The organism is Streptomyces sp. NPDC055955 (assembly GCF_042270245.1).
In the GTDB taxonomy this organism is placed as follows: Bacteria; Actinomycetota; Actinomycetes; order Streptomycetales; family Streptomycetaceae; genus Streptomyces.
Genome location: NZ_JBHJYS010000001.1, coordinates 40,748 through 59,685, shown reverse-complemented (window position 1 = coordinate 59,685; position 18,938 = coordinate 40,748). Strand labels below are relative to the sequence as shown.

12 protein-coding genes are annotated in these 18,938 nt (G+C 70.3%); 2 read left to right on the top strand and 10 right to left on the bottom strand.

Annotated features, from left to right (window positions below):
- Positions 1 to 6 precede the first annotated feature (6 nt).
- Both ACFC96_RS00230 and dacB read left to right on the top strand, forming a co-directional pair.
- A complete protein-coding gene (locus ACFC96_RS00230; RefSeq protein WP_376609291.1) occupies positions 7 to 1,332 on the top strand; it encodes an FtsX-like permease family protein in 1,326 nt (441 codons plus the stop codon).
- A 7-nt stretch (positions 1,333 to 1,339) separates the two neighbouring features.
- Positions 1,340 to 3,121, top strand: a complete 1,782-nt coding sequence (gene dacB, locus ACFC96_RS00225) for a D-alanyl-D-alanine carboxypeptidase/D-alanyl-D-alanine-endopeptidase (RefSeq protein WP_376609289.1) — start codon at positions 1,340 to 1,342, stop codon at positions 3,119 to 3,121.
- A gap of 453 nt (positions 3,122 to 3,574) precedes the next feature.
- On the opposite strand, the gene ACFC96_RS00220 is transcribed toward dacB, so the two are convergent.
- The 10 genes from ACFC96_RS00220 to ACFC96_RS00175 all read right to left on the bottom strand — a co-directional run bounded on the left by ACFC96_RS00220 (position 3,575) and on the right by ACFC96_RS00175 (position 18,880).
- The gene (locus ACFC96_RS00220; RefSeq protein WP_376609287.1) at positions 3,575 to 6,931 is read right to left on the bottom strand and encodes a serine hydrolase; all 3,357 of its coding nucleotides are present in this window, start codon (positions 6,929 to 6,931) and stop codon (positions 3,575 to 3,577) included.
- A complete protein-coding gene (locus ACFC96_RS00215; protein WP_376609285.1) occupies positions 6,928 to 7,926 on the bottom strand; it encodes an ABC transporter ATP-binding protein in 999 nt (332 codons plus the stop codon). Before ACFC96_RS00215 ends, ACFC96_RS00220 begins: the two co-directional genes overlap by 4 nt.
- The gene (locus ACFC96_RS00210) at positions 7,923 to 9,854 is read right to left on the bottom strand and encodes a dipeptide/oligopeptide/nickel ABC transporter permease/ATP-binding protein (protein ID WP_376609283.1); all 1,932 of its coding nucleotides are present in this window, start codon (positions 9,852 to 9,854) and stop codon (positions 7,923 to 7,925) included. The genes ACFC96_RS00215 and ACFC96_RS00210 overlap by 4 nt, the downstream gene beginning before the upstream one ends.
- Positions 9,854 to 10,846 (bottom strand): ABC transporter permease, encoded by a 993-nt coding sequence (locus ACFC96_RS00205; protein ID WP_376609281.1) that lies wholly within the window; start codon positions 10,844 to 10,846, stop codon positions 9,854 to 9,856. The genes ACFC96_RS00210 and ACFC96_RS00205 overlap by 1 nt, the downstream gene beginning before the upstream one ends.
- Positions 10,846 to 12,435, bottom strand: a complete 1,590-nt coding sequence (locus tag ACFC96_RS00200; protein WP_376609279.1) for an ABC transporter substrate-binding protein — start codon at positions 12,433 to 12,435, stop codon at positions 10,846 to 10,848. Before ACFC96_RS00200 ends, ACFC96_RS00205 begins: the two co-directional genes overlap by 1 nt.
- The gene (locus ACFC96_RS00195) at positions 12,432 to 13,331 is read right to left on the bottom strand and encodes a serine hydrolase (RefSeq protein ID WP_376609277.1); all 900 of its coding nucleotides are present in this window, start codon (positions 13,329 to 13,331) and stop codon (positions 12,432 to 12,434) included. The genes ACFC96_RS00200 and ACFC96_RS00195 overlap by 4 nt, the downstream gene beginning before the upstream one ends.
- Complete coding sequence (locus ACFC96_RS00190; RefSeq protein ID WP_376609275.1) at positions 13,328 to 14,719, bottom strand: serine hydrolase domain-containing protein; 1,392 nt, start codon at positions 14,717 to 14,719, stop codon at positions 13,328 to 13,330. The genes ACFC96_RS00195 and ACFC96_RS00190 overlap by 4 nt, the downstream gene beginning before the upstream one ends.
- Before the next feature lie 140 nt (positions 14,720 to 14,859).
- Positions 14,860 to 15,753, bottom strand: coding sequence for a serine hydrolase (locus tag ACFC96_RS00185; RefSeq protein ID WP_376609273.1), 894 nt, complete (start codon positions 15,751 to 15,753; stop codon positions 14,860 to 14,862).
- Between the two features lie 74 nt (positions 15,754 to 15,827).
- The gene (locus ACFC96_RS00180) at positions 15,828 to 17,084 is read right to left on the bottom strand and encodes an MFS transporter (RefSeq protein ID WP_340458930.1); all 1,257 of its coding nucleotides are present in this window, start codon (positions 17,082 to 17,084) and stop codon (positions 15,828 to 15,830) included.
- A gap of 140 nt (positions 17,085 to 17,224) precedes the next feature.
- Complete coding sequence (locus ACFC96_RS00175; RefSeq protein ID WP_376609271.1) at positions 17,225 to 18,880, bottom strand: PucR family transcriptional regulator; 1,656 nt, start codon at positions 18,878 to 18,880, stop codon at positions 17,225 to 17,227.
- Between the last annotated feature and the right edge of the window lie 58 nt (positions 18,881 to 18,938).

Below are 18,938 nucleotides of genomic sequence, written 5' to 3'. Positions count from 1 at the left end.
CTCGTCTTGTCGGACATCCGCATGCAGGCATCCATGTGGCTGTGGACGCTCGTGTGTGCTGCGGTCGGCGCGGCATGCTCAGCCGGCTCGGTCATTGCCATGTTCACCGCTGTCTCGGCGGCGCGCGCAGCAGGCGATACACGCATGTCCTCGGCGTCGATCGCACTGGGCGGAAACATCGTCTTCTTCACCTTGTTCGCCGCCGTGGGCATCGTCGCGTCCGCGGTCGGTCTGACGTTGAAGACCCAGCGACGCGAACACGCCCTGTGGGTGATCCTCGGGATCCCCCGCAATCGAGTCAGGCGCATCCTGCGCACCGAACTGATGGTGCTCGGCACGATTGCCGGTGCGCTGGCGGTGCCGCTGGCTCCTCTGGTCGCGGGTGTCGCCCTCGGTCAGTGGACGGCCACGGGACTCGATCTGCACGGAGCGACGGTCGGCTTCGAGCTCTGGCACGTGGGCGTAGCTGTGCTGTTCGGGGTGGTTCCGTGTCTGCTCGGCGGCTGGGGAGTCACACGCCGCGCCGCCAAGACACCGGAGATGCGCGCCTTCCGGGACCTCTCGGATCCGCCGGCCCGGCCGGGTGCCGCACGCAGCGTTCTCGCCCTGTGTCTCCTCGCCGGAGTGGTCGGCATGTGGATTCCCGGGCTGGGACTGGAACTCGAAGGCGGCGTCGAACAGCGGACGGCCTTCGCTTTCGCCGGCGACCTGTTCCTCATCTGCCTGGCGCTGCTGATGGGGCCGTGGGTTCTCACGCCTCTGATGAAGCTCTGGACCACACTCGTACCGTCGCGCAGCGTCACCTGGCACCTTGCCGTGCAATCGTGCCGTGCACGGGCAGCTCGAAGCGTCACTACGGTGCTGCCCTTCGCGCTCTCCCTGTCGTTGGTCGGGCTCTTCATGGTGATGGGGAACGTCATGCCCGGAAGCACCGCCGGGCTGGGTGACGTCATGGTCGTTCTGGGCTGGGTCTTCGTCGTGTCCTGGGTCGGCGGCCTCGCCGTGATCGCCCTGGTCGGGCGGGAGCGCACCCGTGACTCCGCCGTCGTGACGGTCGCCGGCGCACGACCGGGCGTGGTCACCCGGTCGACGATCTATGAGGGAGCCATCTACGCCGGGACGGCAATCCTCTTCGGCGCGATCTCCATCGCCGTCACGAGTGCCACCATCGCCGCGGGAGCCAGGATCAGTATCGCCCGCGTTCTGAACGGTCTCCCGTGGGAAACGCTCGGCGCGCTCGCCGCTGTGACCCTCCTGACCACCTGCCTCGCCCTGGCCCTCCAGGCTGCCCGCACATCACGCACGGTCGCTGCCCGGGCCCTGCGTTCGTAACTCCGGCATGACCACTCGCGTCACCGCCGCGCAACAAGATGAGGATCAACCCCAAATGTTCTCCAGGATCACTGGCTTCGTGCGCCGTCATACCCCGTCGGACCGCCAAGGCGTCGCCTTGCAGGAGCGCACTCTCATGAACGGCGCACACACCGTCAAGCCGAAGGCGCGACGCCGACGGCCCCGCACCGTGGCCGTCGTCGCCGCCTCGACGGTCGCTGCGCTCACCGCTTCCGCGTGCCACACCGACACAACCGACAAGCATCCTTCGGCTCCAGGATCATCGAGCGCTGCAGGAGTGAGCGCAGAGCTGCAGAAACTCATGCGAGGTGCCCCATGGTCCTCGGGACAGTGGGGTCTTCAGGTCACCGACCTGAAATCCGGAAAGGTCGTGCAGTCCAAGAACGCCACGTCCAAGTTCGTGACAGGCTCGACCGCCAAGACCTTCGCCGTCGGCGCCGCGCTCGACACGCTCGGGAGCAGCCATCGGTTCCGCACCCCCCTTGTTCGCTCCGGTTCGGTATCGCACGACGGCCGCCTCTCCGGAAACCTCATCATGGTCGGAAGCGGCGATCTGACACTCGGCGGGCGGACCGACGCGCTCGGAAAGGTCGACATCCCGGATTTCGACCACACCGATGCAAATGCCGTGCCTGGTATGGCCACCCTCACGCGTGAAGACCCCCTCGCCGGCATCAACGACCTCGCCCGACAGGTCGCGGCGAGCGGCATCCGGCACATCGACGGAGACGTGGTCATCGACGACCGCCTCTGGGCCCCTGTGACGATCGGAGGCACACCCGTCACGCCAACAGTCGTCAACGACAACCTCATTGACCTGCTGATCACCCCTGCGGCACCCGGCCGGCAGGCAACCGTCGACTGGCGCCCCAAGACCGCCGCGTTCACCGTCGACTCGCGCGTCACCACGACTCCCGCCGGGACGAAGCCGGCCGTGAAGACCGACTCTCCCGCTGCCGGACGCATCCGGATAAGGGGTTCCGTGCCGGCGGACGCCACCGCGCCCTTCATCGCGACGTACCAAGTGCCCGACCCGGCCGCGTTCGCCCGCACGGTACTCATCGAAGCACTCGCCAAGCATGGCGTCTCCGTCGCCTCTCCAACCCTGGGGGACAATCCCAGCAGCAAACTCCCGCCGGTGCAGAAGGTCAAAAGGCTGCCCGTCTCCGCAAGCTACACGTCACCCCCCTTCAAGGAATACGCAAAACTGATCAACAAGGTCAGTCACAACCTCGGCGCCAACCTTCTGCCGCCCCTGATGGCCGTCCACAACGGCAAGCACACCTACGCCGACGGCATGAAGACCGAACGAGAATTTCTTACGCGTGCCGGCATCGACCGTGATTCCTTCGATCTCGTGGACGCCCAGGGCCTCACCCGTGACAGGGCCACACCGGCCGCCCAGACACAACTACTGCGGAATCTCTCCGGGAAGAACTACTTCGGCGTCTTGCACGACTCCATGCCGACCATGGGCGTAGACGGCTCGCTGGCCGGCGTCATCAAGCCCACCGACCCGGCCGCAGGCCACATCCGAGCCAAGACCGGCACCCTGATCGGTGCCGTCAACGGGAAGTTGGCCCTGACCACCAAGGCACTCGCCGGATATGTCGATGCGGAGAACGGCCGCCGCTACGCCTTCGCCATCTACGTCAATGACATCCTCGCACCGGGTAACACCGTGAACGGTGCCATCGACCTGGCACTCAAAGCCAACAAGCAGTTGGGCGCCATGGCCGCAAGCATCTACCGGAACCCCAATCCCTGAGAAGCACGACCCCACTCAAGTGGACAACGCGGCTCCATCGGCAGGGACGTTTTGGTCGACTACCTGTCGCAACGGAGCCGCGTTGCTCATGTTCTGGGCCTGACAGATACGTGCTACGAGCCCTTGTGCCCCGGGCGGAAACGCTGACTGTCCGGCCGTGCTCGGCGAGCGAGGCCGCGGTCTGGCGCATCAGGTCGGGCACGTCCATGCGCCAGGTGGGGGCACCGTAGAAGTCGAGGACAGCCTTGCAGGTGCGCTTCAGTTTCGCAGTCACCGGCGTCTGCACGTAGGCGACGGGCACCCACACATCGCGGGCGCCCGGAGCCGGTTCGGGGAGCAGGTGGTGATGAAGTTCCTCCCAGGGCGTCCGCGCGGGCCCGCCCGACCAGTCGACAGGACGGCTGGTCGAGCGGGCCCTTCCCCATCGCAGCCGCAGACGCCGGCCGTGAACGGTCAGGCCACCTTCGGGGCCGCCCGCACCCCGTAGTGCACGTACGGCTCGCCGGTGGGCAGCGTGTAGAACGTGACCGGAGTCCAGGTCCGTGATTCCGGCGCGAGGAAGACGAACAGGCTGTCGGAGACCGGTACCAAGTCGTACTCTTGCGTCGGATCCGGCGCGAGTTCGGCCAGGGGACCGGTGAGGGTCTGGCGCAGGCGCAGCCCTTCCCCGGTCAGCAGAACCTCGGCGCGCAGCCCGGCCCGCTCGTACACACCGGCGTGCCGCCGCGCGTCCACGGCGGGAGGTTCGGCGGCCGGCTCGAGTGGACGCGACATGGCCACCCCGGCCAGCTCCGAGAAGATCTCCCGGTACAGCTCCTCGTACAGGTCGCGTGGACTGCCGCCGTTGGTGAGCAGCACCACCGCGAGTCCTTGCTCGGGGAGCAGCCTCAGGAACGCCGCCTGGCCGATCGTGCCGCCGTCGTGGCCGATGACCTGGTGCCCGTCCCAGTCGAAACGTATCCAGCCCAGGCCCCAGGAGTCGCCGATGCTGTGCGGATCGGGCAGGTTCGTCTGCCTGTCGGCCATCGCGTCCACCGACGCCCGCGCGAGCAGGCGCTCGCCGTTGGGTGCCAGCCCGCCGGTCAGGTGCAGCCGGGCGAACGCCAGGACGTCCGCGGTCGCCGCGCCGACCAGACCGGCGGGACCGACCGAGCGCGGCAGCCCCCAGACCGGCGCGGACGTCGGCTCGCCGCCGCCGGGCGAGACATGGCCGACCGCCGCGCGGAACAGCAGCGCTTCCTCCGGCAGCGTGATCGTGTGGCTCAGGCCGAGCGGGGTGAACAGACGCTCGCGCATCGCGAGGTCCCAGGTCTTGCCGGTCAGCTTCTCGATGACCCGGCCGGCCAGGACGAATCCCGAGTTGCAGTAGGAGAAGGTCGCCGCGAGCGGGTGGTTCTGACCGACGCCCGCGAGCTGGTCGACGTAGCGCTCCAGGCAGTCGTCGCCACGGCCGGTGTCGGTGAACACGTCGCCGTCGATGCCGCTGGTGTGGGTCAGCAGATGGCGCATGGTCACCTGCCTCGCCACCCCCGGATCGGCCAGTCGCAGCTCGGGCAGGACGTCCGCTATCGGCGCGTCGAGGTCGAGCAGCCCCTCGTCGACCAGTTGCATCACGACGGTCGTCGTCCACACCTTGGTGATCGAGCCGATCTGGAACAGCGAGTCGTCGGTGACGTCGACGCCGGTGTTCTTGCTCAGGACGCCGTGGCTCGCCTGCACCAGATCGTCGGCGCCGTCGGGTCCGACACGCAGGATGCCGAGCGCTGCTCCGGGTACGCGATGTGCGCGCGCCAGTTCGCTCAGCCGCCGCTGCCAGTGCGCGGCGTCGATCGGCACCCGCGCCGCGCTCCCCTTGGGCCTTGCGTGCCGCTCCACCCAGTCGACGACGCGTCGGTTGAAGTCGGCCCGGTGCGACGGCCTGCCGTCGAGGATGAACAGGTGCGAGCTGCCGGGGTACAGCACCAGCCGGGCCGGAACGCCCCGCTCGCGCAGCGCGGTGAACCACTGTTCCGCCTGCCCCACCGGACAGCGCACGTCGTCGGCACCTTGCACGATGAGCGTCGGTACCTGGACCTGGTCGACGTGGGTGAGCGGCGACTGCTTCGTGCACGCCTGTTTCTCCGCCCACGGAGTGCCGCCCAGTTCGCGCACGCTCATGTGGTGGCCTGCGTCCGAGGTGCCGGCCATGCTGGTCAGATCGCTGACCACCCCGCCCGCGACCGCAGCCGCGAACCGGTTGTCGCGGCTCGTCAGGTAGCAGGTCATGAAGCCGCCGTAGCTGTAACCGGACACGGCAAGGCGGTCGGCGTCGGCGACGCCCTCGGCGACGAGGTGGTCCAGTGGTTCGAGGAAGTCCGGCGCGTCCGCCTGCCCCCATGCGCCGAGCGCCGCGGTGAGGAACTTCTCGCCGTAGCCGTCGCTGCCGCGTGGGTTGAGCAGCAGCACCGCCCAGCCGCGCGCGACCAGCACCTGGTGGTAGAGGTGGGTGGCGTCGGCCGTGCCGTTCCAGGCGTTGTGCGGGCCGCCGTGGATGTCCAGCAGCAGAGGGGAGGGGCCGGTGCGGGCCGGGTTGCGCATCAGCCAGCCATGGACCACGGTGCCGTCGGATATCGTGAACTCCCGCTCCTCACGGGCGAACAGCTCGACGTCGGCGACGCTCTCGCCGTGGTGGGTGCGCGCCTCGACCGTCCCGTCGGCGAGGCCGACCGTCGCGATCTCGCCGAACGAGGACGGCGTGGCGAGGAGGATCGCCACGGTGTCGCCCGCGACGGCCAGGTCGCCGACGGTGTTCCCCGCGCCCCCGACGACCGGTCGCGGCGCGCCGCCGTCGAGGTCGACCGAGTAGAGGTGGGTGCAGCCGCGCTCCCGCACGCAGAACAGCACGCGGCCGTCCGCTGTCGGGCGTGGCGCCGCGCCGGGATAGCCGGGGCCGCCCGGCATCACGTTCCGGTCGAGGGCAGCCGTCAGGTCGATGGTGTCGCCGCCGTCCAGCGGCACCAGCAGTAGTTCGGTGTTCCCGATCTCGGTGTCCCCTCGTCCGACGACCAGCAGCGACCGACCGTCAGGGGTCCAGGTGACCGTGGCTGCCGTGCCGTCGCCGGAGCCCGTCGCCTGCGGTTCGGCGGCACGCTCGCTCAGGTCGAGGACGTAGGCGGCGGACCGCAGCGTGAGGTCGGCGTCGGGCTCGCGGGCGCCGGGGAACGCCAGCCGGGTGCCCTCGGGGGACCAGGCGGGATCGCCCGCGTTCCAGTCCCCCGATGTGACCTGCCGGATCTCCCGTGTGCCTACGTCGAGGACGTGCACGTGCCTGCGCAGGGTCCGTACCAGACCTGTGCCGTCGGCCTTGAAGTCCAGCCGGTCCGCCACGACCGGGGCATGCGCCCGGCGTGCGCGTGCGGTTGCGTCCTCGCCGTCCGCCGCGGCGAGGTCGACCGGCGCCGCGAAGGCGATCTTGCTGCCGTCCGGGCTCCAGACCGGTGCGCCGGCGCCCAGCGGGAGTTCTGTCACCTGCTCGGCCTCGCCCCCGGCGGTGGGCAGGAACCACAGTTGCGGGGCCGAGTCCCGGGCACGCAGGAACGCGATACGCGTGCCGTCGGGCGACCATGTCGGTGCTGCGTCGGTCGTGCCCCGGGTGAGCTGCCGCGCCTCGCCGCCCGCGGCGGCGACCTGCCAGAGTGCTCGCACGTCCCGGTCGCCGTCGCGGTCGGCGGCGCGCAGCACGTACACGATGCGGCTTCCGTCCGGCGAAACACTCGGCTGCTCGGGGACTGTCAACTCGTACAGGTCTTCAATGCCAAGGCGTCGGGTCATCGCAGGAGGCCTCCTCGTGGGATTGCGGGCTGTTCGCTGACGCTCGGGGAGAAGTGGCAGGCCGCTCGGTGCCGGCGGGTCGCCGCGGCGTCGGCCGGGTCGGAGCTGAGGCAGACGGTGCGCTCGGTGTGCGTGAGCGGGCCGATCGGGCAGCGGGGGTGGTAGCGGCAACCGGTGGGCGGGTGGTGCGGGTCCGGCGGGTCCGTGTCTCCGATGCCGTCGCCGTCACCGGGGTCGTCGAACAGACCGGTGCGGGCGGACGGGGCCGCGGCGAGCAGGTCGCGCGTGTAGGGGTGTTGCGGGTCGTCGAGGACTTGCTGGGCGGGGCCCATCTCCACGATGCGGCCGAGGTACATGACGGCGATCACGTCGCTGAGGTAGCGCACCACGGCCAGGTTGTGCGAGATGAACAGCATCGACAGGTCCAGTCGTCGCTGCAGTGTGCGGACCAGGTTGAGCACGGCGCCCTGCACCGACACGTCGAGCGCGGACGTGATCTCGTCGGCGATCAGTACCTGCGGCCGCCCGGCCAACGCGCGGGCGAGCGCGACACGTTGCCGCTGCCCGCCTGACAGGTGCTTGGGCAGCATCCCCGCCCGGTCCGGGTCGAGGTTGACCAGTTCGAGCAGTCTCGCCACCTCGGCCCGCCGGCCCGCGGCCCCGGCGCGGGCGCCGCGCGGCAGGGCCTCGGTGATCGACTCACCGATGCTCATCCGCGGATCCAGCGAGGAGTACGGGTCCTGGAACACCATCTGCAGCGGCCGTCTTCGCGGCAGGCTCTTCACGTCCATGCCGTCGAGCAGGACGCGGCCCGCGCTCACCGGTGCAAGGCCCACCGCGGCCCGTGCCAGGGTCGACTTGCCCGATCCCGACTCCCCGACCAGCCCGACCACCTGTCCCTTGGGCACGGTCAGGCTGACCTGGTCCACGGCGGTCAGGCCGCTGCGCCGGGCGCCGTACCGCACGCTCACGTCGTCGAACACCAGCGCGCTCATTCGGCACCTCCGTAGGCGGCTTCCCGGCCGGACTCCGGCGCGACGGCGCCGTTCGGATGCCAGCAGGCGACCCGGTGTGCCTGGTCGACCCGCTCCAGTACCGGGTCCTGGCTCCGGCACCGGTCCGTCGCCGCCGGGCAGCGGGCGGCGAACGCGCACCCCTCGGGCATGTGGTCCGGCTCGGGCGGCCGGCCGGGGATCACGGCCAGCGGCTCGTCGCGGTCGGTGTCCAGTTCCAGCGTCGCGGCCAGCAACGCCCGGGTGTAGGGATGTCTCGGTACAGACATGAGGTCGGCGGTGGGGAGGTCCTCGACGACGCGCCCCGCGTACATGACGAGCATCCGGTCGCAGGTCTGTGCGACGACCGCGATGTCGTGGCTGATCAGGAGGATCGCGGCGTTCTCGCGCTCTCTGGTCCGCGAGAGAAGGCGCAGTACCTGGCGTTGCACGGTGACATCCAGCGCCGTCGTCGGTTCGTCGGCGATGATCAGCTTCGGCTCGCCCATCAGGCCCATGCCGATCATCGCGCGCTGCCGCATCCCGCCGGAGAACTCGTGCGGGTACTGTCGGGCACGTCGTTCCGCGGCGGGAATGCGCACCGCGCGCAACCGGTCCACGGCTCTGGCGAAGGCTTCGCGCCGGTTGAGGCCGTGGTGCTGCTCCGACGCCTCCGCCAGTTGGCGGCCGATCCGCCGGGCCGGGTTGAACGAGCTCGTCGGATCCTGGAAGACCATCGCCAGCGACGTGCCGAGCAACTCGCGCAACTCCCGCTCCGGGGTCGTCAGGAGCGGAGTCCCCGCGAACTCAAGCCGGTCCGCGGTCACGACACCCGGCGTCTCGATCAGCCGCGAAACCGCCAGTCCGGTCAGGCTCTTGCCCGATCCGGATTCCCCGACCACACCGATCGCCTCACCGTCGCGCACGGTGAAACTCACGCCGCGCACCGGGACCGTCCACCCGTCCGCACGCGGGAACGCCACGTGCAGGTTCTCCACCGACAGCAACGGCTTCGCCATGGGTTCCTCGGCCGCAGCGGGACGGGCGGGCGGCACCGGCCGGGCGGGGATCCGCACGGTCGGGGTGCGTACGCCGACCACCGCGGCGACGGTCTCGCCCACCAGGTTGAACGCGAGACCGGCGAGCACCACCGCCGCGCCGGGAGCGAGCGCGGCCGCCGGGTTCACGTAGATCCCGTCCAGTCCCTCGCCCAGGAGCCGCCCCCAGTCGTAGCGGGGTGCCTGGACGCCGATGCCGAGGAAGGAGAGCGAGGCGAACGCGAGCAGTGCGCCGCCCGCGCTGATGGTGGCGTTCACCATCAGCGGTTCGCCGATGTTGGGCAGGACGTGCCGGATGAGCAACCGGAGCCGGCCGACGCCCGCGATGCGCGCCGCCGATACGTAGTCCCGCCCTGCCACCGACGCGGCGAGGGTCTGCGCCAGCCTGGCGAAGCCCGGCGCCGTCGCGAACGCGATCGCAAGGACCGCGCCTCGGGTGCCCACGCCGAAGACGACCGCGAAGAACAACGCAAGAAGCAGTCCCGGGAACGCCACCGCGATGTCCACGGCGGAGGTGATCAGCCTGCCGGCCCGGCGCGGCAGCACCGACGGCAAGGTACCCAGCAGGAGACCGACCGTGACGCCGACCGCCGTGGCGATCACCGCGAGTTCGACCGAGAACCGGGTGGCCACGAGCGTGCGGTGGAAGATGTCGCGGCCGAGCGAGTCGGTACCCAACAGGTGTGCCCCGGAGGGGCCTTGGCCGATCGCGTTCGTGTCGACCGCGGCCGCCTGCTCGCCCCACAGCATCGGTCCCAGGATGGCGAGTGCGGCCAACGCGACCAACAGCGCCAGTGAGCACGCCCCCATCGGGGTGCGCGCGGCCGCCGACCAGGCCGAGCCGCGCCTTCTCCACTGCGATGTCGACGTCATCAGCTCTCCCGGATGGTCGAGCGCGGGTCGAGCAGCGCCAGCAGCACGTCGACCGCCAGGTTCACCAGCAGCACCCCGATGCCGTAGACGAGCACGATGCCCTGCACCGTCGGATAGTCCTTCGCCAGAATCGACTGCACGATCGTCGAACCGAGCCCGGGCCAGGCGAAGACGTTCTCCACCAGCACCGTCCCGGCGACCATCGCGGTGAGCATCAGCCCGCCCAGCGTCAGCGTGGCGGTCAGCGCGCTCGGCAACGCGTGCCGGACGTACACGAGCCGGGCGGGCAGCCGTTTCGCCCGGGCGGTGCGGACGAAGTCGTCGCCGAGCACGGACAGCATCTCCACCCGTACGATCCGCGCCAGGACCGCCGTCGCACCGGTCGCCAGTGCCGTCACCGGCAGCACGAACGCGCTCGCGCCGCCGTTCCCGGCCACCGGGAACCAGCCAAGGCGCACGGCGAAGAAGGCGACGAGGCCCACCGCGACCAGGAACTCCGGGACGGCGGCCAGGAACACGCTCACCGAGGTGAATCCCAGCTCGACGCCCCGCCGTCTGCCGCCTCTGGTCAGTACCGCGAACAGCACGCCGAGCGGAATCGCCAGGGCGACCACCACCACGAACGCGGGCACGGCCAGCGCGAGCGTCGCGGGCAGACGGTCGCCGATCACCTGCGCCACCGGCAGGTTGCTCGTCATCGACGTACCGAAGTCGCCGGTGAACAGGTTGCCGAGGTAGTGGCCGTACTGCACCCACAACGGGTCGTTCAGGCCGAGTGCCTGGCGCCGGGCCTCGACCAGCTCGGTGGGTGCGGTCATTCCCAGCGCCGCCCGGACCGGGTCACCCGGGACGAGGTGGATCATCAGGAATGCCGTGGTCAGCAGCACCCACAGCGCGACGAGGAACCGCCGTAGTCTGCGCCGGGCGAACTGCAGCCATGGGCCGCCCCGGATTCCGGAACGCGAGGCGGCCGGCACCGCAGCGGTGGCCATCAGCCGTACATCCGTATCGAAGACGGCGTGATGGAACCAGCGCTGACCTCGAACCGCGCTCCGGTGCCGAAGAACGGGACGACCGAGTGGACGTAGGGGACGACGTCGACGTGCTTGATCAGCGACGTCTCGGCCGCGAACCACGCGCGGCAGCTGTCGTCGCCGACCAGCCCCGCCGCCCGGCGCACCTGAGCGTCGTACCCGGCGTTCCGGATGTGCGCGAAGTTGGTGCCCTGCGGCGGCGCCTTGCCCGACACGAACCGCACTGCCTGGCTCGGCAGTTCGAAGCCGAACGGCGCCATCGAGACATCCCACGCTCCGGTGGTGAACAGCGCCTGGTTGAGCCCGGAGCTGTCGACGCCCTTCAGCTTGACGTCGACTCCGATGCTCTTCCAGGTCTGCTGCGCCAGCTCCGCGGTCGGCGCCATGGTCGGTCCGAGTTGCGTCGCGTAGGTCATGGTGAGGGCGAGCCGCTCGCCGTCCTTGACGCGCACGCCACCCGGGCCCGTGCGCCAGCCCGCCGCGTCGAGCGCAGTTCTGGCCGCGGCGAGGTCGTGCGCGGGCAGGTTGCCTTTCACGGTGTCGCCCGTACAGGCCCTGGGTTCGGTCGTGACCATCCCCGTGGCCGGTGTGCCGGTGCCGCTGGTGAGCACCTTGCCGAGCTGCGTCAGGTCGAGTGCCTGGACCAGGGCGCGGCGGACGCGTTCGTCCCGGCCGGCGCGGCCGGGAGCCTCGTTGAAGAACAACTCTCCCATCGGAGCGAGGTAGTCGGCGTGGAACAGCTTCTGCGCGGAGAGCCGCTTCTTGTCCGGCCCGACCGTGGCCGCGGCGTTGAGGCCGCCGGAGAGCAGCAGGTTCGCCGAGGTGGTGGCGTTCGGGACCACCCGCACGACCACCTTGTCGGGCAGCCCCGGCTGGTTGGTCTTCCACGCGCCCGGCCCCCACGTGTAGTCCTTGCGCCGGGTGAGCGTGTAGTGGTCGTTGGGTACGGCCTCGGTGACGGTGAACATGCCGGTGCCCGCGCCGCCCTTGGCCAGCAGCGAACGGTCCCGCAGGCCCGCGGCGCACACCATCGGCAGCCGGCCCGCGTTGCGCAGCAGGAACGCGTCCGGCGCTCCGCTGGTGAGCGTCACGGTGCGGTTCGCGTTGTCGGCGGTCGCCTTCGTTCCAGGCGCGATGGTCACCCCCGCGAACGGCGACTTGTTCGCCGGGTCGCCCACGAAGTTGATGTTCGCCGCGACGTCCGCGGCGGTCAGCGGCGAGCCGTCGGCGCAGGTGATGCCGCGCCGCAGGCCGAAGGTGGCTTTCGTCGTCGTGGCGCGCCACTTGTCCGCCAGTCCCGTCACGGGCTTTCCGGCGGCGTCGACGTTGAGCAGCGAGTCGTAGAGGTAGCGATCGGTCTGGATGGCGACCGAGAGGACCGTCATCTGCGGGTCGAGGCTTCCGGGGTCGGACGCGATCGCCTGCGTGAAGGTCCTGCCTTCCGCCAGCTTGTGGTGTGCGGTCCGCCCCTGTGTGGACTGCGAGACTCCTCCGCACGCGCTGACCGTCAGCGCCAGCGTGCCGAGCAGCACGACCCGGCGCCTCACGACGTCACTCCGTGGCGGAGACGGTCCACGGCGAGCCGGGCGGCCCTGCCGATCGAGGTGTCGACAGCGGGCCGGCGGTCCTCCAGGGAGTCCGCGCGGGTGAACACCGCGACGGCGTACTGCCTGCCGTCCGGGTAGGTCAGCACACCTGCTTCGTTGCGGATCGCGGGAAGCGTGCCCGTCTTGGCCGCCACCTGGACCCCGGTGTCGAGGCCGGACGAGATCCTGTGTGGCCAGATCTGCCGTCCCATGATCGCGCGGACCTTCTCGCAGGCCCCGGGATCGGCCGCGCGGTCGGTCCAGATCGCGTCGAGCAGCCGGGTGATCTCCCGCGGGGTGGACGACGTCGTCCTGGCCGGGTCCAGCACCGCCAGCTTCCACACCTGTTCCGGGGTGGCCGCGGCGAGCACGTCCTCCGCGTCGTCGCCTTCGCCGGCACCGAGGTCGGACAGCAACGACGCGAAGAGGTCCTCGCAGCAGCCGCGGATGCGCGTTCGGGACAGCCCGAGGTCGGTGAGCACGCGGTCCACGGCGTCCTGTCCGACCCGGTGGAACACGACGTCGGTGGCCGCGTTGTCGCTCATGGTCAGCATGAACAGCGCCAGGTCGCGCCAGCTCATCTCCACGTCGTCGACGCACCCGGCCGTGCCGATCCCGCCGACGCGGTAGCGCGCGGTGACCCGGGTCCGTTCGGTCTCGTCCAGCCGTCCGGCGGCCACCTCGCGGACGTAGGCGACCGCGACCGGGATCTTGAAGACCGACGCCAGGACCACCGGGGCGTCCGCGCCGACGGCGACCTCGGGGCCGTCGGTCACCCCGATCTCACGGGCGTGCAGGAATCCTTGCGCTCCCGCCTCGGCGAAGACCGCGGCGATCTCGTCGGCGACGGCGTTCACCGGCTCACCCGCCGATCGGCCCGGCCGGTGTGCAGGAACCGCGCCCGCCCGGTCCCGTCGTCCCCGACGAACGCGTGCACCATGTGCATACCGCGCTGCGGCTTCACGGGGATCAGCCTGTCGCCGTCGTACGCGACCAGTTCGATCCTTTCCGGCGGACCGCCGTCGAGTTCGGCGAACACTCCCTTCGGGGTCCGCTCGGCCCACAGCCTGCCGTCGGCGTCCTCGCTGACGACGGTGTCGCCGACGGACGACGCGTACGTGCCCACGAACCTCCCTGTCTCGACACGGGGGGCGTCGGCGTCCGGCACCGGGAGCGCCGGCATCTCTGTTCCGGCCAGCTCGCGCAACACGCGTCCGACGAGTTCGACGTACAGCGGGAGCGGGTTGCCGCCGTTGGTCAGCAACGCCACCGCGATGTCGTGTTCGGGAGCCACCCGCAGGAAGGCCGACTGGCCGAGCGTGCCTCCGTCGTGGCCGACCACCGTGCCGCCGGGCCAGTCGAAGAGCGACCAGCCCAGTCCCCAGGCGTCGCCCATCAGACCGAGATCCGGCAGTTCCACCTCGCGGCGCCGCATGGCGAGCGCGCTCTCCGGAGTGAGCACCGCCGTCCCGTCGGGCCCCCTGCCCCCGTCGAGATGCATCCGGGCGAACGTCAGAAGGTCCCGCGGCCGCATCGCCAGCATCGATCCGGCGGGCGCGTTCGACCGGGGCAGCGCCCAGACCTGCGCGGGCTGCGGCTCGGCGTCGGGGGCGGGCGTGAGGTGCCCTGACGCGGCGCGGAACCTGACGGCCTCGTACGGGCTGGGGGCGACGTGGGTCAGCCCCAGCGGCGTGCACAGGTGGTCACGCAGGCAGTCGTCGTACGACTTGTCGCGCAGCACCTCGACGATGCGACCGAGTACGCAGAAGGCGGCGTTGTTGTACGAGAACATCTCGCCCGGTGCGAACAGCTGGGGCACGTCGGCGAGGAGGGTGACGAGCCTGTGCACCGCGTCGTCCCCGCGACCGGTGTCGAGGAAGATGTCGCCCTCGAACCCCGAGGTGTGGCACATCAGTTGGCGTACGGTGATCTTCGCGGAGGCCGTCTCGTCACCGACGGCGAATGCGGGCAGGTACGCCCGGACCGGGGCGTCGATGTCGAGCGCGCCCTCGTCGACGAGCTGCATCGCCAGCGTGGTCGTCCAGACCTTGGTGATCGACCCGATCTGGAAGACGGAGTCCGCGGTGGCCTCGACGCCGGTGTGCTTGTTCAGCACCCCGGCCGCACGGTCGATCATCTCTCCGTGCGCGTATACGGCGATCGACGCGGCCGGCACCTTGTGTTCGGCCAGCAACTCGGGAAGACGACTTTCCAACCAGCCACGGAGTTCATTGAGTTCGGACATGTGCACCTCTTGTCTCGGCGAGGGAGAACGGGTGATTCCGGGAGGGTATGACCTGTGCGCTCATGGCCGATTCGTGAGAAACGACGAGAATTGCCGAAACCTTCATCGCGACCGACGAAACGCCCGGCCGCCGCTATGGGTTACCGCCTGAGCCAGTCCACCGCCCGGGCGGCGGCGAAACCGATGAAGGCGTCACGCTCGGGAACTCTCGAACGGGCGTCGACGGCCCTGGTGAAGACGCCGACCGCGTACCGGCCACCGTCCGGGTACTCCACCACGCCGATCTCGTTGCGCAGCGAGGGCAGCGTGCCGGTCTTGCCGCTGATCCTGACGTCGTCGTCCGCGAAGCCGGAGCGCAGCCGGTGCGGCCACACCTGCAGTTCCAGCCAGCGCCGGACGTCGGCGCACGCCGTCGCGGGTGCCGCTTCGTCACGCCAGATCAGGCCCAGCAGGCGAGTGCTCTCCGCGGCGGTGGTCCGGCAGGTCTCTTCGGGTGTCAACGCGCGCAGTTTGGCCAGTTGTTCGGCCGGCATCGCGGCCAGGATCCGTTCGTCGTCCTGGTAGTCGATCCCGAGGTCTTCCCCGATCGTGCGCAACAGGTCCCCGCAGTCATGGGGGACGGCCGTCTGCGGGAGGTCGAGTCGACGCAGCGTGTCGGCCACCGCGGCCTTTCCCACCTTCTCGAGGATCAGGTCCGTGGCGACGTTGTCGCTGATGCCGATCATCAGGACGGCGAGGTCGTACCAGGACATCGTGACGTCGTGGCGGAACGTCGCGAGGCCGTACGGACTGGCGGTCGGATGTCCCGGCGGCACCGTGATCCGCTCGGCGAGGTCGAGTTCACCGTCGGCCGCCTGCCGGGCAAGTTCCACCGCTACGGGAACCTTGAACACGGACGCGGTGACCACCGGCTCGTCGGCGTCGATGCCCACCTGTCGTGGGCTGTCCAGATCGGCCGCGTGCAGCCGTACCTGGACGCCGGCTTCCGCCGCCCTGCCGGTGATTGTCTCGACCAGTTCCGATTCGGTGACCATGGGGCGATACCTTCTGTCTGTCGGGGGTGGAGTTTCTGTCCGGACTGGATCTGTCCGTTGGGGGAGCCGGCCGGCTACTTCGTGGCGGCCGGCGGGAAGTTGAACTGTTCGGCTCGCTGCGGGACCCAGAACGCGATCACCGCGGTGAGCAGCGTGGTGCAGATCAGGAAGCCGAACGCGGCGGTGTAGGAGAACGCGTCCGCCAGCCAGCCCATCGCCAGCGGCGCGATCACGCCGGCGACCTGGCCGCCGAAGTTCGTCATTCCGGAGCCGAGGCCGGCCACCGCCGTGGGAAGCACCCGCAGCGGAAGGCCGAAGACGCACATCGTCGCCATCCCGAACACTCCGACGGCCAAGGTCTCGTAGAGAGTGAACGTCGCCGCGCTGCCCGCCGACACCATCAGAACGAGCAGGACCGCGGTCACCGTCGCGATGGACACCAGGTACCACCTGGCCTTGTCATGGAAGTACCGGTCGAACAGCCAGCCGCCGAAGATGGTCGTCGCGAAGCCCACCAGACTCGGGATCGCCGACAGCACCCCGGTCTCGTTCAGCGACAGGTGTCTGGCCTCGAGCAGATAGCTGGGCACCCAGGTGACCAGGCCGTAGCTGAGCATGTTCATCGCGCAGAACAGCACCGCGAACTTCCACACCGCCGGGGACCTGAGTACTTGTACGCGCGAAACTGCGGGCGTCGTCGCCGTCGTCTGCGGAAGCCGGCTCAGCCGGTCCGGCAGTGCCTTGGGCAGAAGCGCCCACAACCCGATGCCGATGGCCGCGCCGCAACCCGCCATCCAGAGGAAGGTGTGCCGCCAGCCGATGCCCGTCAGCAGCGGGGCGACGAGCAGGGGCGCGAGGCCGGCGATCCCGCTGGCGGACAGCATCACGCTCGTGGCGGTCCCCCGTCTCGCCGGTGTCGTCCGTTCCGCTATGGCTTTGAACGACGCCGCCGGGAAAGCGCCCTGACAGGCACCGAACAGACCGCGGAACAGCAGGAGCAGACCGAATGTGCCGGCCATCCCGGTCAGCGCGGTGAACAGCGACCACAGCACGAGCGTGATCAGCATGGGTCCGCGGGAGCCGTACCGATCGGCCAGGAAACCAGCGGGTATCTGGCAGATCATGTAGACCAGCGCGAAGACGGTGACGAGCGAGCCCTGTGCCGTCTTGCCGAGTTGGAACTCCTCTCCGATCGACGGCAGAGCCATGCTGATCGAGAAACGGTCGATGTAGTCGATCGACCAGGCGCACAGCATGACCACCATCGTGATCGTTGCCGTCCGGTTGACCCGCTTCGGTGTCCAGGTGTCCTCGGTGATCACCGCCGTCATGGCTACCTCCGTACCGTTGCGTCGGGGTTGATGGCCCATCCTGGACATCAGGTGACGCAGCGGGTTCGTGGAGTTCCACAAACCTTCAGGTGGTGTTCGGGCGGTGCGGACGAACGTTGTCCTGGTGCGGCCTCCGGCTTCTACTCGTGGTGGCGAGCAGGGTGGAGCCGGAGTTGCAGCATCGCCGCGAACCGCTCGCCGGGGTCGTCCAGATTGATCTCACCGACCTCCGCGACCCGTCGCAGCCGGTAGCGGAAAGTGTTGGGGTGCACGTAGGCCGCGGCGGACGCGGCGGCCACGTCACCGAAGGCGTCCAGCCAGCACGAGAGTGTGTGGACGAGCTGCGACTGGTGGCGGGCGTCGTAGTCGAGCAGGCGGGCGACGGGCCCGGTCGCCACGTCCCCGCGCGCGGCGGCCAGGTCGGCGAGGTCGAGCATGAGTGCGTCGACGTGGACCTCCTCCGCCGTGGCCACGCGGCGGGCGCCCCCGTTGGCGAGCAGCACCCGCAGCGCGCGGTCCGCGCCGTCACGCGAGCGGCTGAGCACGGAGCCGTCGGGAGCGGGCGGGCCGATGCCGATCGCCGCGTCCACGCGCTGCCCGGTGCGCTCGAGGAAGGTCGACGCGACGCGGACCGACCGCTCCCGGCAGTCCGTCTGGCTCCCCGGCATCGGCACGATGCCGTAGGCCACGTCGCCCACCAGCGCCACGGCCGAGCGCGCCTGGACCGCGCTCAGATGCATGGCCAGCGCGTCGGCGACGCGCTGGCGGTCCGCGACCCGGCGCAGACCGTCCTCCGTCGACGGATCGGCTTCCGATCCGCCGAACAGCCCCAGGGCGAGCACGATCGCGGGCTGTCCAACGAGCCCGAGCCGCGCAATCGCCTCCGGTGCCCCGGTGCCGCCTTCCAGCGCGGTGCTCACCAGATCGGCGCGCAGCCTGCGTTCGACATCGGCGCCCGCGCGCAGGCGCAACATGTGGAGCGCGACCAGCTTTCCGGCGTCGATCAGCGCCTGCGTCCGCTCCTCGGACAGGGGCCCGGGCACCGCGGCCCAGATCGAGCCGAGGATCTCGTCGCCGGCCCGCACAGCGAGCGCCACCCGGGGAACGGTCATCGACTCGTCGTGGAGCGGATCGACGTACACGGGCGCATGGCCGCGATGAAGTCGCTCGAAGACGCCGTTGCGCGCCAGGCCCAGGGTGAACCGTTCCGGTACCTGGCGCCCCAGGATCGTCTCCACGCGGGACTGGTCCGCCTCGTCCTGGCGGCCGGAGAAGGCGAGCACGCGTGAGCCGCGGTCCTCGATGGTGACCGGCGCGTCCAGGAGCGCGGCCACGGCGTTGGCCAGCGCGAACAGGTCGCCCGACGGCATGCCGCCCAGCGTCTGCGGTGAGATGTCGCCGATGTCTCCCTCGACGAGCAGGGTGCGGAGCATGGCGGCGACCTGCGCCCAGGAGGCTCCGCGGGTGAGTCCGAGCAGGGCGACGCCGGACTCGTCGGCGGCCCGCCGGATCTCCACGGTCGCCGTGAACGGTGACCGGACGACGAACGCTGCCGCGCCCTTGCTGCCGAGGTCGTACAGGAGGCGGACCACGTCGTCCGGTTCGTGGACGCCCACACCCAGGACGACTGCCCGCGCCGGGAACTGCGCCTCGTCGAGCGGATCGTGGATGACCACGCCGCTCAGTTCCCGGCGCGTGCTCCCGCCGCCGGCGATCGACTCCAGCAGCACGTCCCCGAGGTCGTCGAGGACGCGCGCCAGGCTTGTGTGTGGCTTGCCAGACGTCGGTGTCAGCACCGCCCAAAGGTAACTCCGGGCGCACCGGAACCTGTTGGTCCGATCCGACCGGATTTCA

Bases quoted from the DNA above. Each gene is read 5' to 3' on its own strand.
- dacB (WP_376609289.1), top strand. From the start codon at position 1,340: ATGACCACTCGCGTCACCGCCGCGCAACAAGATGAGGATCAACCCCAA.
- ACFC96_RS00220 (WP_376609287.1), bottom strand. From the start codon at position 6,931: ATGACCCGACGCCTTGGCATTGAAGACCTGTACGAGTTGACAGTCCCC.
- ACFC96_RS00215 (WP_376609285.1), bottom strand. From the start codon at position 7,926: ATGAGCGCGCTGGTGTTCGACGACGTGAGCGTGCGGTACGGCGCCCGG.
- ACFC96_RS00210 (WP_376609283.1), bottom strand. From the start codon at position 9,854: ATGACGTCGACATCGCAGTGGAGAAGGCGCGGCTCGGCCTGGTCGGCG.
- ACFC96_RS00205 (WP_376609281.1), bottom strand. From the start codon at position 10,846: ATGGCCACCGCTGCGGTGCCGGCCGCCTCGCGTTCCGGAATCCGGGGC.
- ACFC96_RS00190 (WP_376609275.1), bottom strand. From the start codon at position 14,719: ATGTCCGAACTCAATGAACTCCGTGGCTGGTTGGAAAGTCGTCTTCCC.
- ACFC96_RS00185 (WP_376609273.1), bottom strand. From the start codon at position 15,753: ATGGTCACCGAATCGGAACTGGTCGAGACAATCACCGGCAGGGCGGCG.
- ACFC96_RS00180 (WP_340458930.1), bottom strand. From the start codon at position 17,084: ATGACGGCGGTGATCACCGAGGACACCTGGACACCGAAGCGGGTCAAC.